A 16348-nucleotide genomic window follows, 5' to 3' on the forward strand; every position below is an offset into this window, starting at 1 on the left:
GCTTCATCAGCTTTTCAACTTCTTTTCGAGATAGTGAATGCTCACGCCGCCGCGCTGGAATGCCTCGTCGCGCACCAGGTTCTGGTGCAGCGGGATATTGGTGGTGATGCCATCGACCACGATCTCGTCGAGCGCGTTGCGCATCCGCATCAGGGCGCTATGGCGGTCATCGGCCCAGGTAATCACCTTGCCGATCAGGGAGTCGTAATTCGGGGGCACGGTGTAGCCGCTGTAGAGATGCGAGTCGACGCGGATGCCGTTGCCGCCCGGGGCATGATAGCGATTGACCTTGCCGGGGCTCGGCGCAAAGGTCCTGGGGTCTTCGGCATTGATGCGGCACTCGAAGGAATGGCCACGAATGCGCACATCGTCCTGGGTGATCGAGAGCGGCCGTCCGCCGGCGATCAGCAGTTGCTCGCGCACGATATCGAAGCCGGTGATCATCTCGGTGACCGGGTGTTCGACCTGGACCCGCGTGTTCATCTCGATGAAGAAGAATTTGCCGTTCTCATAAAGGAACTCGAAGGTGCCCGCGCCGCGGTAGCCGATTTCCTGGCAGGCGCGCACGCAACTTTCGGCGACCTCGCGCTTGATGTCTTCCGCAATGCCCGGAGCGGGCGCTTCCTCGAGCACTTTCTGGTGCCGGCGCTGCAGTGAGCAGTCGCGATCGCCGAGATGAATCACGTTTCCCTGGCCGTCGGCCAGTACCTGGAACTCGACATGGCGCGGATTCTCGAGATACTTCTCGAGATACACCGTGCCGTCGCCGAAGGCAGCCTTGGCTTCGGCGTGGGTCATCAGCACCGCATTGAGCAGTGCCGCCTGGCTGTGCACCACGCGCATGCCGCGCCCGCCACCGCCGGCCGCGGCCTTGATGATCACCGGGTAGCCGATGGCGCGGGCACTGGCCAGGGTCTGCTCGTTGTCCTCGGTGAGCGCGCCGTCGGAGCCGGGCACCGTGGGTACGCCGGCGAGTTTCATCGCCGCCTTGGCCTGGACCTTGTCACCCATCAGGCGAATCACGTCGGCGGTGGGGCCGACGAACTTGAAGCCGCTCTTTTCCACCTGCTCGGCGAAGTCCGCGTTCTCGGCCAGGAAGCCATATCCGGGGTGGATCGCGTCCGCATCGGTGATCTCGGCCGCGCTGATGATCGAGGGCACGTTCAGGTAGCTCTTGGCCGAAGGGTTGGGACCGATGCACACCGATTCGTCGGCCAGGCGCACATGCATCAGGTCGCGGTCGACCAGCGAGTGCACGGCGACGGTCTGTATGCCAAGTTCGCGGCAGGCGCGCAGGATGCGTAGCGCGATCTCGCCGCGATTCGCGATGACAACCTTCTCGATCATGATGGGAGATCCTGTTGGGGCGATGCGCGCCGGGCTCAGATGATGCTGATCAGTGGCTGGTCGAATTCGATGGGTACGCCATCCTCGACCAGTATGGCGCCGACCACGCCGGCCTTGTCGGCCTCGATATGGTTCATCATTTTCATGGCCTCGACGATGCAAACCACGTCGCCCGGCTTGACGCTCTGGCCAGGCGTGACAAACGGTTTCGAGCCGGGCGACGGCGCGCTGTAGAACGTGCCGACCATCGGCGAGCGCACCAGGTGTCCGGCCGGTTCGGCCGCCGCCACCGGCACGACCGCGGCTACCGCCGGCGCGGCGGCGACCGGCGCCTGCACCATGCCCTGCGGCATGCTCATCATCTGCGGTGCCACCATGGTCATGCCGCTGTTGCGGCTGATGCGTACCGACTCCTCGCCCTCGCGGATCTCGATCTCGGTGACGTCGGATTCCTCGAGCAGGTCGATCAGTTTTTTCAGCTTGCGGATATCCATGAATTGCCCTTCTGTGTGTCAGGAATGGTTGATGCGTTCGATCGCCGCGTGCAGGGCGAGTTCGTAGCCCTGCGCGCCGAGCCCGGAAATCACACCGACGGCGATATCGGAAAAATAGGAATGCTGGCGGAAGTCCTCGCGTGCATGCACGTTCGACAGGTGCACCTCGATGAACGGTACCGCCACCGCGAGCAGCGCATCGCGCAGTGCCACGCTGGTATGGGTGAAAGCCGCGGGATTGAACACGATGAAGGTGATGCCCTCCGAGCGTGCCGCGTGGATGCGCTCGATCAGCTCGTGCTCGGCATTGCTCTGCAGGCTTTGCAGGTGATGCCCGGCCTCGACCGCGATCCCCGACAGGCGCTGGTTGATCGCATCGAGCGTGTCGTGGCCATAGGTCTCCGGCTCGCGGGTGCCGAGCAGATTGAGGTTCGGGCCGTGAAGCACCAGGATCGAGGCCATATCAGGTACCGCTGACCACCACGCCCGCTCAGGTGGTGGTTCGTTATGTGTCAGACGGATTCTGCCGCAATTCATGGAGCAGGTCCATATTGCGCACCCGTTCCGGCACGATGGCGACAAATTCGGGTGCGTTTCCGGCATTTGCGGCGCTTCAGCCGGGTTCCAGCGCCTCCAGGACGATTCCCGGCGTCAGCAGCTGGGGCAGGATCCGCGGTTCGGCAGCGGGCCGCGCGGGATAGAACAGGTAGAGCGGGACCCCGCTCCGTCCATGCTGCCACAGCAAGCGCGTGAGTACCGGGTCGCTGTTGGTCCAGTCGCCTTTCAGGTAGTGGATGCCCCTGCGGGCGAAGGCATCGGTGACGATCGCGCTGCTCAGCGCCAGTTTTTCATTGGCGAGACAGGTGATGCACCAGTCGGCGGTCACGTTCACGAACACTGCCTTGCCCTGGGCGCGCAGCTGCGCGAGGCGCGCCGGATCGTAGTTTTCCCAGTTGGCGCTGGCGTCGGGGCCTTCCACAGCCGGCTTTGCTGCCAGCAGCGGCGAGCGCAGCACCAGCAGCGCAAGCAACAGCACTGCCACGGCGAGCGCGCGCAGAAGCAAGGAATGTTTGTGGCGCGAGGCGCGCTCCCGGATCCACAACCCGAGCGCCAGCAGCACGCAGCCGCCAGCCACGGCGGCCATGCCGTTGACTCCACTCTGCTTGCCGAGCACCCATAACAACCAGACCACGGCACCATAGAGCGGGAAGGCCAGCAGTTGCTTGAAACCTTCCATCCAGGCGCCGGGTTTGGGCAGGCGCCGCAGGGTCGCGGGGCTCAGCGTCAGCAGCAGGAATGGCGCTGCCATGCCGAAACCGAGCGCGGCAAAGATGGTCAGCGCCGTAACTGCCGGTTGCGTCATGGCGAAGCCGAGCGCGCTACCCATGAATGGCGCCGAGCACGGACTGGCCACCACCGTTGCCAGTACCCCGGTAAAAAAGGAGCCCGCGTAACCCGATTTCGCGGCCAGCGAGTTGCCGACGCCCATGATTCCGGCACCGAGGTTGATCATGCCCGAGAGCGACAGGCCCAGCACGAAGAACAGGTAGGCCAGTGCGGCGACAAAGGTCGGCGACTGCAGGTGGAAGCCCCAGCCGATCGCCGCGCCAGCCTGGCGCAAACCGATCAACAGAGCGGCCACCGCCATGAAGCTGAGGACCACGCCCGCGGTATAGACCAGACCGTGCATTGCCTGGCCGCCGCCAGCGCCGCCCTTGCCCGCGATACTGAGCACCTTGAGGGACAGCACCGGGAACACGCAGGGCATCAGGTTCAGGATCAGGCCGCCGAGTGCGGCGAGCAGCGCCATGTAGGCGAGCTCGGCAGCACTGACGGTTGCGCTCGGGGCTGGCGTCGGCATCGGGGCAGGTGCATGCACCCAGGGCGCGGTCGTGGTTTCCAGCACCGTGCCGGCGGCCGCGTCGAGCGTGAAGATTTGTTTGCGCGGCGGGTAGCAGAGCCCGGCATCGGCGCAGCCCTGCGATCGGACTTCGAGCGTCCGCACCGTGGCGCCGGGTAGTGGCAGGGTGACCGCAAGCGCACCGCGATAGACTTCCGTGGCGCCGAGATAGGCGTCTTCGTGCGCCTCGCCCGGTGGCAGTTGCACCTCGAGCGGGTGGCTTCCATCGGCGTCGCGCGTCGCGAAACCGAGGCGTTCGCGGTACAGGTAGTAGCCGGGGGTGATATCCCATTCAAACACCAGTTGCTGATCGCGGATGCTGGCACGCAGGGGGTAAGCCTGTTCGACCCGCAGGAAGCTCGTGCCGCCGCCGAGCTTGGGGCTGGGTGCCGGGCGAAGTTGCGGCAGCTCATCGGCTGCGCGCAGCGCGGAGCCGAACAGCAAGCAGGCTAAGATGAGCAGGATTCTCGGCATTTTGGCGCCTGTTGAGCTATTCGCGCCCCGGCCGTGCGCGTCGAAATCAGCATGGCAGGTATTCTAGCGAGAGTGTCGTACGGGTTTCGAGGGCGAATAATTACGCTCCTCGCCCGGAACGCTGTGGCACAATGCGAGTGAAGCTTCTGACCATGGATGAATCGACGATGTACCTGCTGCGGTGTGGCGCGATGGCGCTTCTGGCGGGTTCTGGCATCAACGCGACCGCCGCGACACTGGAACTGGACACGCCCTGGATGCGCGCGCCGGCGCCCGCACAGACGAATGCCGCGATCTATTTTCAACTGCGCAACAACGGCCCGCGGACCATGGTCCTGGATGGCGCGCAGGTCACCGGCGCGGCGAGCGCGGCGGTCCATGAGCACCGCCATGTGGATGGCCTGATGCGCATGAGCGAGGCAGGGCCGTTGCCGATCGCGCCTGGAACCGCGCTCAGGCTCGAACCCGGCGGATATCATCTGATGGTATTCGGCCTGGAAAAAACCCCGCTGGCGGGCGAGCGGGTGCCATTCTGTCTGCATTTTGCCGACGGCTCCGAGGAATGTGCCGCGGCGCTGGTCAAAGCGATTGGAGAGTAGTGTTATGGACGAGGCAAAAGCGCGGGCGATGCGCAAGACTCTGGCTCCGGGCAGCGGCATGGCGCTGGTGGTCGCGGTGCTGGTCGGGGTGTTTGCGCTCGGCTTCATCGGTGTCGGTGTGTACTGGTCGAGCGAACCGGCGCGCTTCGATGTGCGCGAGAACGCCGCGAGGTTTGCCGCCTCGCAGAACCGCCAGCTGGTGGTCGGCAGCGTGACCGTCGCGACCCTGGTGCGGGTTGCCGAAACCCTGCTCGACAAGCCGGGCGGCTACCTCAGCAACGACCTCGCACCGCCTGGCGTCTGGCTCGACAATATGCCGAACTGGGAGTTCGGCGTACTGGTGCAGGTGCGCGATCTCTCCAAGGCCATGCGCGAAACGCTGAGCCGCTCGCAGTCGCAGTCCACCGAAGATCCCGATCTGGCGCTGGCCGAACCCCAATTCAATTTCGACAGCTACTCCTGGCTGCTGCCCCCCTCGGAGAACGAGTACCGCCAGGGCATCCGCTCACTGGAAACCTATGCCCGGCGCCTGGCGGACCCGCAGAAGCCCGATGCCCAGTTCTATGCCCGCGCCGATAACCTGCGCTACTGGCTGGGCACGGTGGAGAGCCGTCTTGGCAGCCTGTCGCAGCGCCTCAGTTCGAGCGTCGGCAGGAAACGCCTCAACACGGACCTGGCCGGCGACAGTGCCGCACAGCAATCGACGCCTGCCGCGATGGAGGTGGAGACCAGGACGCCATGGGCCCGCATCGACGATGTGTTCTACGAGGCGCGTGGTACCTCGTGGGCGCTGATCCAGTTCCTCGAGGCGATAGAAGTGGATTTCGCCGACGTGCTGCAGAAAAAGAACGCCGTGGTGAGCCTGCGCCAGATCATCCGCGAGCTCGAAGGCACCCAGGAGCCGATGTGGAGCCCGCTGATCCTGAACGGCTCGGGCTTTGGTCCGCTGGCCAACCACTCGCTGGTGATGGCCTCGTATGTGTCGCGCGCCAATGCCGCGATCATCAACCTGCGCGAATTGCTGGCCCAGGGCTGAGGCCCGCTTCAGCGGGCGGTGTCGAACTCCTCGAGAATGCGCGCGTGTTCCGTCACCGGCAGACGCGGCCCGTAATGCATCACCAGCTGCGCTGCCGCATGGCTGGCCAGGCGGGCGGCCGCACCCGCGTCGTAGCCGGAAGTGATGCCATGGAGATAGGCGCCGGCAAACATGTCGCCGGCCCCGTTGGTGTCGATCGGGCGCACCTTTGGCGCCGCAACGCGGTGATAGCGCTGTCCGTCGAACACCAGGGCGCCGTCGGCGCCGAGGGTGATCGCAAATGAGCGCGCGATCGGACGCAGCGCCGCGGCCGCATCTTCGAGCACCTCACACCCGGTCCACTGCCGCGCCTCGGCCAGGTTGCAGAACAGCAGGTCGACACCGTCACCGAGCATCTCCTGCAGCCCTTCGTGGAAGTGCTCCACGATGCCGGGGTCGGAGAAGCTGAGCGCGGTGCGCACCCCGGCAGCCTCGGCGATGCGCCGTGCCGCGACCGCGGCAGCGCGCCCACTCGGAGATGTCACCAGGTATCCTCGATGTAGAGGAATTGCGAGGCGCGCAGGGCGGCCTCGTCGAGATCCCCGGCGGAGAGCGTCGAGCTGATGCCGAGAAAGGTGTTCATGGTGCGTTCGGCATCGGGCGTGATCATCACCAGGCATTTGCCGGTCACCCCGGGATCGCGGGCGGCGTGTGGGTTGGAGGCGACTCCCGCCCGCGCCAGATCCGCGAGATAGAAGCGCCCGTTCTCGTCGTCGGCCACCTTGCAGGTATAAAAGGCGCGTGAGCCGAAGCAGCACGCCGCGATCACCGAATTGGCCGCGGAGCCACCGCTGGCACGCCGTGAGGCAACCAGGTGTCCGCTGAGCAGTTCGAGCAACTGCTCCTGGCGTGGCTCGTCGACCAGTGTCATCAGGCCCTTGTCGATGCCTGCGTTGGCCAGAAACGTGTCTTCGATCGCGATTTCGGTATCGACAAGGGCGGCTCCCATGCCATAGACGTGGTATGTACTCATGCGATATTCCGTGGCCTGATGCGATCTGATGGCGCGCGATTATCGACGCCGGGCCGACCCCGCTCAAGGTGCAAAGCTGCATTTGTGGCACGCGCGGCTTGTCCTTACACTGACGCGCCATGCCCGCATCCGCCAAACCAAAGCCGGCCCGTCGCCCTGTGCGCAAGCCTTCACCTCCACCGCCGCGGCGCTGGCGCAGGGCATTGCTGCGGATAGTGCTTGCCGGCGTGGTGCTCGCACTCCCGGTGCTGATCTATCTCGATGCCTATATCCAGCGCGAGTTTTCCGGCAAGAAATGGGCGTTGCCGGCGCTGGTGTATGGACGCCCGCTGGAGGTCTATCGGGGAGCCCGGGTGTCGCCGCGCGCGATGGTCGACGAGTTGCAGACGCTGGGTTATCACGAGGCCCGCGGGGCCCTTGCGCCGGGCAGTTACAGCCTGCGCGATGCCAGCCTTGCGGTGGCTACCCGCGGTTTCCGTTTCTGGGACGGTGTAGAGCCGGCCCGGCAATTGCGCATCGGCTTCGATGCCGACGGTGTCAGCGCGCTGCAGGACGCGAGCGGCGCGGCGGTCGCGATCGCACGGCTCGAGCCGGTGCATATCGGCGGTATCTATCCCGCCCACAACGAGGACCGGATCCTGGTGCGGTTGACGGAGGTGCCACCGCTGCTGGTCAAGGCGTTGCTGGCCGTGGAGGACCGGGATTTCACCGCTCATCACGGGGTCTCGCCGCGCGGCATCATGCGGGCGCTGTGGGTGAACGTGCGCAGCGGTGCGGTCGAGCAGGGTGGCAGCACGCTGACCCAGCAACTGGTGAAGAATTTCTTCCTGACGCGCGAGCGCAGTTACAGCCGCAAGATTGCCGAGCTGGCGATGGCGGTGCTGCTCGAGCTGCATTACAGCAAGGACGAGATCCTCGAGGCGTACATCAACGAGATCTACCTCGGGCAGGACGGGCATCGTGCCATTCACGGCTTTGGGCTGGCCGCCCATTACTATTTCAACCGTCCGCTCCCGGAGCTCGAAGCGCAGCAGATCGCGCTGCTGGTAGCCCTGGTGCGCGGGCCCTCGTATTACGATCCGGGACGCCATCCGGAGCGTGCGCGCGAGCGCCGCAACCTGGTATTCCAGCACCTGGTCGAAGCCGGGGCGCTGAAACCGGAGGCCGCGCGCAAACTGGCGGCCTTGCCGCTCGGCGTCGATGATCGCGAGCGTTCGCGCTCGAAGATCTACCCGGCCTACCTGGACCTGGTGCGCCGCCAGCTGCGCGCCGACTACAGCGACCACGATCTCAGCTCCGAGGGACTGCAGGTATTTACCGGACTCGACCCGGCCGTGCAGCGTGCCGCGGAGCGTTCGCTGCAGGACACGCTGGCGGCCATCGAGCGCGATTTCGCGGCCCGCGGCAAGCCGCAGAAAGGGCTCGAAGGGGCGGTGGTGGTGACGCGTGTCGACAGCGGTGAAGTGCTGGCGCTGGTGGGTGGGCGTCATGCGCGGGGAGCGGGTTTCAACCGCGCGCTGGATGCCCTGCGCCCGGTCGGCTCGTTGATGAAGCCGGCGGTGTACCTCAGTGCGCTCGCCAGCGGGCGCTACACCCTGCTGTCGCCACTCGACGATTCGCCGCTTGCCTATCGCGGCAGTGACCGCAAAGTCTGGAGCCCGCGCAATTACGATCACAAGGACCACGGCATGGTGCGTCTGCACGATGCGCTCGCGCAGTCCTACAACCAGTCGACCGCCCGTCTCGGTCTCGAGATCGGGGTCGGGCGCGTGGTCGATACCATTCACCGCCTCGGCGTGGAGCGCGAGATCGCGGAGCTGCCATCGGTATTGCTCGGTGCGGTCGAGTTGAGCCCGATGGAAGTCGCCGGCATGTACCAGACGATCGCCTCGGGTGGCTTTGGCACGCCGCTGCGAGCGATACGCGAAGTGCTCGATGCCGACGGACAACCACTGAAGCGCTATCCGGTGGCGGTGGAGCAGAAGGTCAGCCAGTCCGCGGTATTCCTGCTCGAGTACGCGTTGCAGGAAGTGATGCGCAAGGGAACCGCGCGCTCGGCGTACCGGCGGTTGCCGGGATGGCTGAGCGTCGCCGGCAAGACCGGAACCACCGACGACCAGCGCGACAGCTGGTTTGCCGGTTATTCCGGCGATCTGCTCGCGGTGGTGTGGATCGGCCGCGACGACAACGGCGTGACCGCACTGACCGGCGCCACCGGCGCGTTGCCGGTGTGGTCCGGGCTGATGGCCGAGGTGAGCCGCGAACCCCTGCGCTCGCAGGCGCCCGCAGGCGTGGTAGAGGCCTGGATCGACGATGCCAGTGGCGGCATCAGTGCCGAGGGTTGTGCGGGTGCACTGCGGATGCCGTTCCTGAGTGGTACCGAGCCCGAATATCAGGCGGACTGTGGCGGTGGGGGCGTCCGCTGGCCATGGAGCAAACAGCAGCCGGCGCCGCCGGTGGATGCCACGGCACAGCCACGCGCCGCGCCGCAGGCCGAGGATTCGGTCGACAAGGAACAGGAGCGGTGGTGGAAGCGCTGGTTCGGTGGCTCCGGTTGAGCCCCCGGGCGTTGCAGCCACGCGCGCAGGCGGTCAGAATCCTCCGCTCCGCCACAGGAACCCGCAATGAACCATTGGTCGTATCGATTCGAGCGAAGCTTCGGTCAGGCACGCCGCCTGGGACTGGCACTGCTGGTGCTGGTACTCGCTGCCTGCTCCACTCCCTACGCGCGCGACACATCCTCGTCTCCTGCCGTGAGCGTGCCCGAGCCGGGCGCAGCGCGCGCGGGAGCGCACGCCGCGCCGGCGACAGCGCCCTCCGTGGCGCAGCCACATGCGGCGCCGGATAGCGGTCGGTTGCAGGCGGGCAGTGCCGCCCAGACGCCAGGCGGGTTTGGCGCGCAACCCGATTACCGGCCGGCCCCGAGCAGCAACAGTGCCGTCAACACGCTGCTCGCGCAGGCCGACGATGCGCGTCAGCAGGGCGATCTCGATGCCGCCATCGCGGCGGCGGAGCGGGCCTTGCGCATTGCGCCAGCGGATCCCGCCGTCTATTACCAGTTGGCCGTACTCCGGATGCAACGCGGCGACCTGGCCCTCGCCGATCAATTGGCACGCAAGGGGTTGAGCTACCAGCCGGACCCCGGCTTGCAGCTGCGGCTGCAGGAAATCATCGAGCGCGCGCGGCGCGGCATCACCGGCTAGTCTCGAGCCGCAAGCGCCCCCGCGCATCGCGCCGAAACTCCAGGCGACGGCTGATACACATCGGCAGTTCGTCGGCTTCATGGCTCACGTAGAGAATCTGGGTCGTGGAACCGGTCGCGATCCGGTCGATCAGCTCCAGCACGCGCCGCCGGTTGGCCTGGTCGAGCCCCGAGCACGGTTCGTCCAGCATCAATATCGGCGGTGATTTCACCATCGCGCGGGCAATCAACGCCAGCCGCTGTTCGCCAAAAGAAAGCGTATCGAAGCGCTCATCCGCCCTGGTGGCCAGCCCCAGCAGCGCCAGCCACTGCCGCGCCGTCTGCGTCTGCAACGGTCCGCAACTCTGATACAGGCCGAGCGTATCGAAGAAGCCGCTGGCAACCACCTCGAACACACTGCTGCGCCGGGGGTAGGAGAGGTGCAGCTGGTTGCTGACGATGCCGAATCGCTGCTTGATTTCCCAGACCGACTCGCCGCTGCCGCGCAAGCAGCCGAACACGCGGACCTGTTGGCCATACGCGCGGGGATTGTCACCCGCGATCAGCGCGAGCAGGGTCGACTTGCCGCATCCATTGGGACCGGCAATGCTCAGGTGCTCGCCGGGATCGAGACGCAGGCTGATCCCGTCCAGCACTTCGTTGTCACCAAAACGCGCGTGCACATCCGTCAGTTCGAGCAGCGGGCCGGCGGGGCGCGCGTGCGCTGCAGGGTCGAGCGGTGCCGGAAGCGCGGTGGCCGCGGGTGCATGGTCACCGGACAGGTGCCTCAGCTGCGGGTGCCGAAGCACCCGGGCGCGGGGGCCGCTGGCAAGCACTACACCGTGATCGAGCAACAGCACATGGGTGATCGCACCGGGGATATCCTGCGGGCGGCGCGTCAGCAGCAGGACATGCGTGGGGCCCGCGAGCAGTTCCGCGAGCAGCGTGCGCAGCATGGTTCGCGCGCCCGCGTCCACGCCTTCGAACGGGTTGTCGAGTACCAGCACGGCGGGTTTGCGCAGCAACTCGCGGGCGATCAGCGTGCGGCGCATCTCGCCACTCGACAGGAAGCGTATGCCGCGCTCCATCAGGGCTGCGATGCCCAGCCGCCCGGCGACGTGATCGATTTCGGTGGTGTCGTCGCCGGCGCCGGCACCAAGCAATGCGCGCACCGTGGTGCCTGCATCCACCGCGGTCTCCAGGAATTCGCTGATATCGTGCTGTGCGTCGAGATCGCACAGTGCCTTTTGGCGCTCGAACGATACCCAGCCGATATCGCGCGCGGGCTCGATGCCGGCGCTGAATTCGATCCTGCCGCTGCTCGGACGCAGGCTGCCGGCAAGCAATTGCACCAGCGCGGTCTTGCCGGCCCCATTGGCTCCGAGGACGGCCCATTGCTGGTCCGTGGCAAGCGTCCAGTCGAGGTCGCGGAAGAACATTCGCCCCTGCAGCCGCAGGCAGACGCGGCTCAGGCGTAGCCAAGCGGCCATTTTTCCCCTCGTTGTCATTGAATCAAACCCGGCTTTGACCTCAAATACAGGGTCAAATGTAACCGACGCCGCTGCTCCGTGGCGATGAACCCTGTATTGTTCAGGCTGCCTGGTGCGCAGTTCCCGGGGAGCAGATTCAGTCGCGCCGGCGCAAGGAAGAAACCATGAATGACGACGAAATCCCGGACGGACAGGATGCGCTGAGCGATATTCGCATCGCCACGCAGTTGCTCGAAGCCCACCAGCCGCGGCGCAAGCTGGTGCGTCGCTGGATGGCACGCTCGGCGGTCGGTGTGTACCTGGATGAGCAGGGCGGCAATGGTCTGCACGCGCTGATGATCAAGCGGGCCGAGCGGGTGGGCGATCCATGGTCCGGCCATATGGCGTTTCCGGGCGGGCGCAAGGATCGCGCGGACCGCAACACGCTGGATACCGCCAAGCGCGAGACACGGGAGGAGATCGCGCTCGACGCGGACCTGCATGCCGGGCTCCTCGGGCGGCTGTCGGATATCGTCACTCACCCGCGTCTGCGCAGCGCGCCGATGGTGATCACGCCATACGTGTTCCGGCTGTATTCCGTGCCGCAGCTGGTGCCAAACCATGAAGTCGACGAAGTGCTGTGGGTGCCGCTGGCGTTCCTGGCCGATCGCTCGAATCGCGAGAAGATGCGCTGGGCGCCCAACGGCATCCCCATCGAGTTGCCCTGCTACATGTATCGCGACAGGCGTATCTGGGGTCTGTCGCTGATGATGCTCGACGAGTTGCTGGATGCGTTGTCGTGACAAAGAATGCTAAAGTCGCGCGCCCGTTCATTGCCCGCCCGCCGTGCCTGTCCCGCAGTTCGCCGGCGTCGTGCTTCACACGATAATCACCGGCCTGGAGTCGTTCACGGATGCGGAACCGATTGCTGAATGCCTATCAGCGGCTGTTGTTGTCGCGCCCTTGGCTGAGCCTCGGCGTGATCGCGCTGCTGATCGTGCTGTTTGCGGTACGCATTCCGGAACTCAGGCTGGAGGCATCCGCCGATACCCTGGTGCTGGAGGGGGACAAGGCGCTCGAGTTCTATCGCGAGATCGGCAAACGCTTCGGTTCGCAGAGCTTCCTGGTGATCACCTACCGTCCGTTGCACGAGGATCTGATGTCCGATGCGGTGCTCGGGCGCATTGCCGCGTTGCGCGCGGAGTTGCAGCAGCTCGAGAACGTCCGCGCCGTCACCAGCATCCTCGACGTACCCCTGCTCTACAGTCCGCCGATATCGTTCACCGATATCGGCGAGCCCATGCATACGCTGCGCGATGCGGGGGTGGACCGCGAGCTCGCGCGCCGCGAGTTTCTCGAAAGCCCGATCTATCGTGAACTCATTCTCGGCGACGACGGGCAGGAAACCGCGCTGCAGGTCACGTTGAAACCCGACCTCGAGTGGGATGCACTGCTCGAGCGGCGCGAGATTTTGCGCAGCAAGCGCGGACAGGGCTTCTTCAGCGCCGAGGAAAAACGCGAACTCGAGCGCGTCGAGAGCGAATTCGCGACGCGGTCGGTGATCGTGCAGGACCAGCAGCGTCGCTATATCGAGCAGGTGCGCGGCATTCTCGAGCGCTATCGCGCGGATGCGAGCATTTTTCTCGGCGGCGTGCCGATGATAGCGGTCGACATGATCGCATTTGCGCAGAATGACCTCGAGAGATTCGGCGGCGCCATTCTCGGCATCATGCTGCTGGTGCTGGCGCTGATTTTCCGGCGCGCCGTGTGGGTGCTGATTCCGCTCACGGCCTGCGCATCGACCTGCCTGCTGATGCTCGGACTGATCGCCTGGAACCAGTGGCCGCTCACGGTGGTGTCCTCGAATTTCGTGCCATTGCTGCTGATCCTGTCGCTGGCGATCACCATTCACCTGATCAATTACTACCGCGAACAGTTCGAGGTGCGCCCGGACGCGCCGCACGAAGAGCTGGTGCTCGATACCGTTCGTTTCATGATCACCCCGATTGTCTATACCTCCGCCACCACCGGCGTGGCGTTTGCCTCGTTTGTCGTGAGCGGCATCAAGCCGGTAATCGATTTTGGCTGGATGATGACGATTGGCATTGCGGTGTCGATGCTGGTGGCGTTCACGCTGGTGCCGGTGCTTTTGCTGCTGGCCGGAAAGCCCGCGGCGAAGCCCGCAGGCAGCAGCCACGACCCGTTTGCGCTGGTCATGGCGCGCATGGTGGTGCATCACGGCAACGCGGTGCTGCTGGTCTCGCTGTTGCTGCTGATCGTGGGCCTGGTCGGGCTGAGCCGGCTGCAGGTCGAGAACCGCTTCATCGATTATTTCGACCAGTCGACCGAAATATATCGCGGCATGGAGCTGATCGACCGCGAACTCGGCGGCACCATTCCACTGTCGATCGTGCTGGATATCGATGTGCCGTCCGCGCTGCCGGAACTGCCGCCTGCGGCGGACGAGTTCAGCGATGATTTCGATGATGAACCGGCCACGGATTCCGGCGATGAATTCGCCGACGATTTCGATGATGCGGAGGCGTCCGCCGGTGCCAACCCAGTGGATCCGTGGTTCACGGTCTATGGACTGCAGCGGGTAAAGGAAGTCCATGATTACCTGGAGTCGCTGCCGGAAGTCGGCAAGGTACTGTCGCTGGGTACCGTTTACGATGTGGCGAACGATCTGCTGGGAGGTGGCGTCGATGACATCCAGCTCGCCATTGCCTACCGCAGCCTGCCAGAGGATATGCGCAAGCTGTTGCTCGATCCGTTCCTGTCGCGTGCTACCAGCCAGGCGATGATATCGCTGCGCATCAAGGAAACCAGCGCAGGGCTGCGCCGCGACGAGTTGCTCAAGCGCATCCGCTCCCACCTGGTCGACAAACTCGGCTTTGCGCCCGACAAGATGCACATGACCGGCATGCTGGTGCTCTACAACAACGTGCTGCAGAGCCTGTTCCGTTCGCAGATCCTGACGATCGGCGTGACCTTCCTGGTCATCCTGATGATGTTCCTGGTGCTGTTCCGCTCGGTCTACCTGTCGCTGCTGGCATTGGCACCCAACCTGCTCGCGGCGGGCGTGGTGCTCGGCACCATGGGCCTCACCGGAGTGCCGCTCGACGTGATGACGATAACGATCGCCGCGATCGTGGTCGGTATCGGTGTCGATGACTGTATCCACTACGTGTTTCGTTTCAGGCACGAATTCGCGATCGACCACGATTACGTGGCCGCCACCTACCGCAGTCATGGCAGTATCGGCAAGGCGATGTATTACACCTCGGTCACGATCGTCGCGGGATTCTCGATCCTGGCGCTTTCGAACTTCCGCCCGAGTATCTATTTCGGCGTGCTGACGGCCTTCGCGATGGTGGTCGCGATGCTCGGCGGCCTGCTGTTGTTGCCACGCCTGATTCTCCTGTTCAAGCCGCTCGGACCGGATCAGGCGCGGGAAGCCCCGGTCGATGCCGCGGTGATCGCCGGTGATTGAGCGGGTCACGACGGAAGGGGAAGAGCTTGCGCTGTTCCCGCTGCGCTCGGTGCTGTTGCCGGGAGCGCGCATGGCGTTGCAGATTTTCGAGCCGCGCTATCTCGACCTGGTCAGCCACTGCATGAAAAACGACTGCGGTTTCGGCATCGTGCGCATTACCGAGGGGCACGAGATCATTCTTGCGCAGGGCAGCGAACCGCCCGCCACCGCACGGGTCGGCACGCTGGCGCGGATCGTGGATTGGGACGCTCTGCCGGGGGGCAGGTTGCGGATCACCATCGAGGGCGGGCGCCGGTTTCGGGTGGCTTCCCGGCGCCTTGCGCCTGACCGGCTGATGTACGGCGGAATCGACTGGCTGCCGGATGCGGCCGCGCTGCCGCTCGCCGACGATTATGTCCATCTGCAGGAAATAATGAGTGGGCTGGCAGAGCATCCGGCGCTCGCGCGTCTCGGGGTGAGCGGTGCGCAGCCCGACAGCGCGCATCTCGCCTACGCGCTTGCGCAGTACCTGCCACTCGACGAGGACGACCGCTACGCGGTGCTGCTCGAGCAGGATCCGTTGCGTGGCCTGGAATTTCTCGCTCGCATCGTGCGCGAGCTCGGCGGCATGAGCTGATTGCAGGAAATTCGTGACAGTGAACTTTTTCGAGTCCCATGAAAAAGTTCACCATCACCAATTTTTGCGTGGATTTCTCCTCCACCATCGGCGACCAGGCTTTCACGCGCTGGGCTAACGGGCAAGCAACGCGTGCTCGACCAGCACCAGCCGGTCATTGCCGAAATACATGTCGCTGCCGTTGACGAACATGGTCGGCGTGCCGAAGCCACCGCGCTCGATCAACTCATCGGTGTTTGCGCGCAGCCGTTCCTTGCAAGCGGGTCGTGCGATCGCGGCCATGAATGCGCGCTCGTCGAGACCCACGCCGCGCGCGATATCGGCCACCACCTCGTCGCTCGAAATGTCCTGCAGATCGCGCCAGTAGCGCTCGAACACCGCCTGCGTGTAAGGAACCAGAAGCCCCGCCTCCTCGGCGACCAGAACCCCGCGCATGGCTTTCACGCTATTGACCGGGAACACCGCGGGCCAGCCGATCTCGAGCCCGTAGAGACGGGCCCAGTCCTGCAGGTCCTTGCGCATATGGTCCATGCGTCGTGGGTTCGGGTTGGCGCGTGCGGAGTAGACTTCCGGGTTGACGCTGTTGAATACACCGCCAACCAGAATCGGCTTCCACTCGATACTGACGCCCACCCGCGCGGCCAGCGGCTGAATGCCTGCAAAAGCCAGGTAGGTCCAGGGACTCGAACAATCGAAAAAAAACTCCAGTCGCATCGGTCAACTCCTT

General features: G+C 65.1%; 13 protein-coding genes and 1 pseudogene. 7 read left to right on the forward strand and 7 right to left on the reverse strand.

What is annotated here, in order from left to right; all coding sequences use genetic code 11:
- Window positions 1-6: 6 nt before the first annotated feature.
- From accC to IPF49_12935, 4 genes are all read right to left on the reverse strand, one after another.
- Window positions 7-1347 (reverse strand): acetyl-CoA carboxylase biotin carboxylase subunit, encoded by a 1341-nt coding sequence (gene accC, locus IPF49_12920; protein ID MBK6288510.1) that lies wholly within the window; start codon window positions 1345-1347, stop codon window positions 7-9.
- Between the two features lie 35 nt (window positions 1348-1382).
- Window positions 1383-1841: an acetyl-CoA carboxylase biotin carboxyl carrier protein gene (locus tag IPF49_12925; protein MBK6288511.1), complete on the reverse strand. Its 459-nt coding sequence runs from the start codon at window positions 1839-1841 to the stop codon at window positions 1383-1385.
- A gap of 18 nt (window positions 1842-1859) precedes the next feature.
- Window positions 1860-2303, reverse strand: a complete 444-nt coding sequence (gene aroQ, locus IPF49_12930; protein MBK6288512.1) for a type II 3-dehydroquinate dehydratase — start codon at window positions 2301-2303, stop codon at window positions 1860-1862.
- Between the two features lie 151 nt (window positions 2304-2454).
- Complete coding sequence (locus tag IPF49_12935; protein ID MBK6288513.1) at window positions 2455-4215, reverse strand: protein-disulfide reductase DsbD; 1761 nt, start codon at window positions 4213-4215, stop codon at window positions 2455-2457.
- A 131-nt stretch (window positions 4216-4346) separates the two neighbouring features.
- On the opposite strand from IPF49_12935, the gene IPF49_12940 reads away from it, so the two are divergent.
- Together IPF49_12940 and IPF49_12945 are read left to right on the forward strand one after the other, a co-directional pair.
- Complete coding sequence (locus IPF49_12940; protein MBK6288514.1) at window positions 4347-4814, forward strand: copper chaperone PCu(A)C; 468 nt, start codon at window positions 4347-4349, stop codon at window positions 4812-4814.
- A 4-nt stretch (window positions 4815-4818) separates the two neighbouring features.
- Window positions 4819-5850 (forward strand): DUF2333 family protein, encoded by a 1032-nt coding sequence (locus IPF49_12945; protein ID MBK6288515.1) that lies wholly within the window; start codon window positions 4819-4821, stop codon window positions 5848-5850.
- An 8-nt stretch (window positions 5851-5858) separates the two neighbouring features.
- Here IPF49_12945 and IPF49_12950 read toward each other — a convergent pair.
- A pseudogene (locus IPF49_12950) lies at window positions 5859-6862 on the reverse strand (adenosine kinase).
- A gap of 203 nt (window positions 6863-7065) precedes the next feature.
- Between IPF49_12950 and mrcB the strand changes: the two are divergent.
- On the forward strand, window positions 7066-9420 hold the full coding sequence (gene mrcB / locus IPF49_12955; GenBank protein ID MBK6288516.1) for a penicillin-binding protein 1B: 2355 nt from the start codon (window positions 7066-7068) through the stop codon (window positions 9418-9420).
- A gap of 66 nt (window positions 9421-9486) precedes the next feature.
- Window positions 9487-10065 (forward strand): tetratricopeptide repeat protein, encoded by a 579-nt coding sequence (locus tag IPF49_12960; protein MBK6288517.1) that lies wholly within the window; start codon window positions 9487-9489, stop codon window positions 10063-10065.
- Here IPF49_12960 and IPF49_12965 read toward each other — a convergent pair.
- Window positions 10055-11533 (reverse strand): ATP-binding cassette domain-containing protein, encoded by a 1479-nt coding sequence (locus IPF49_12965; GenBank protein MBK6288518.1) that lies wholly within the window; start codon window positions 11531-11533, stop codon window positions 10055-10057. The two genes, IPF49_12960 and IPF49_12965, sit on opposite strands and share 11 nt — an antisense overlap.
- Before the next feature lie 164 nt (window positions 11534-11697).
- Here IPF49_12965 and IPF49_12970 point away from each other — a divergent pair, with 164 nt between their 5' ends.
- The 3 genes from IPF49_12970 to IPF49_12980 all read left to right on the forward strand — a co-directional run bounded on the left by IPF49_12970 (window position 11698) and on the right by IPF49_12980 (window position 15621).
- On the forward strand, window positions 11698-12315 hold the full coding sequence (locus IPF49_12970) for a CoA pyrophosphatase (protein MBK6288519.1): 618 nt from the start codon (window positions 11698-11700) through the stop codon (window positions 12313-12315).
- A gap of 110 nt (window positions 12316-12425) precedes the next feature.
- Window positions 12426-15005: an MMPL family transporter gene (locus tag IPF49_12975; GenBank protein MBK6288520.1), complete on the forward strand. Its 2580-nt coding sequence runs from the start codon at window positions 12426-12428 to the stop codon at window positions 15003-15005.
- Window positions 14998-15621 (forward strand): LON peptidase substrate-binding domain-containing protein, encoded by a 624-nt coding sequence (locus IPF49_12980; GenBank protein ID MBK6288521.1) that lies wholly within the window; start codon window positions 14998-15000, stop codon window positions 15619-15621. The genes IPF49_12975 and IPF49_12980 overlap by 8 nt, the downstream gene beginning before the upstream one ends.
- Before the next feature lie 114 nt (window positions 15622-15735).
- Here IPF49_12980 and IPF49_12985 read toward each other — a convergent pair whose 3' ends face one another.
- Window positions 15736-16335 (reverse strand): 2-hydroxychromene-2-carboxylate isomerase, encoded by a 600-nt coding sequence (locus IPF49_12985; GenBank protein ID MBK6288522.1) that lies wholly within the window; start codon window positions 16333-16335, stop codon window positions 15736-15738.
- Between the last annotated feature and the right edge of the window lie 13 nt (window positions 16336-16348).

The organism is Gammaproteobacteria bacterium, from assembly GCA_016705365.1.
In the GTDB taxonomy this organism is placed as follows: Bacteria; Pseudomonadota; Gammaproteobacteria; order Pseudomonadales; family UBA5518; genus UBA5518.

What these genes read in the sequence shown, in the direction of transcription:
- accC (MBK6288510.1), bottom strand. Translation starts at nt 1,347, where the DNA reads ATGATCGAGAAGGTTGTCATCGCGAATCGCGGCGAGATCGCGCTACGC.
- IPF49_12925 (MBK6288511.1), bottom strand. Translation starts at nt 1,841, where the DNA reads ATGGATATCCGCAAGCTGAAAAAACTGATCGACCTGCTCGAGGAATCC.
- aroQ (MBK6288512.1), bottom strand. Translation starts at nt 2,303, where the DNA reads ATGGCCTCGATCCTGGTGCTTCACGGCCCGAACCTCAATCTGCTCGGC.
- IPF49_12935 (MBK6288513.1), bottom strand. Translation starts at nt 4,215, where the DNA reads ATGCCGAGAATCCTGCTCATCTTAGCCTGCTTGCTGTTCGGCTCCGCG.
- IPF49_12940 (MBK6288514.1), top strand. Translation starts at nt 4,347, where the DNA reads ATGCGAGTGAAGCTTCTGACCATGGATGAATCGACGATGTACCTGCTG.
- IPF49_12945 (MBK6288515.1), top strand. Translation starts at nt 4,819, where the DNA reads ATGGACGAGGCAAAAGCGCGGGCGATGCGCAAGACTCTGGCTCCGGGC.
- IPF49_12960 (MBK6288517.1), top strand. Translation starts at nt 9,487, where the DNA reads ATGAACCATTGGTCGTATCGATTCGAGCGAAGCTTCGGTCAGGCACGC.
- IPF49_12965 (MBK6288518.1), bottom strand. Translation starts at nt 11,533, where the DNA reads ATGGCCGCTTGGCTACGCCTGAGCCGCGTCTGCCTGCGGCTGCAGGGG.
- IPF49_12970 (MBK6288519.1), top strand. Translation starts at nt 11,698, where the DNA reads ATGAATGACGACGAAATCCCGGACGGACAGGATGCGCTGAGCGATATT.
- IPF49_12975 (MBK6288520.1), top strand. Translation starts at nt 12,426, where the DNA reads ATGCGGAACCGATTGCTGAATGCCTATCAGCGGCTGTTGTTGTCGCGC.
- IPF49_12985 (MBK6288522.1), bottom strand. Translation starts at nt 16,335, where the DNA reads ATGCGACTGGAGTTTTTTTTCGATTGTTCGAGTCCCTGGACCTACCTG.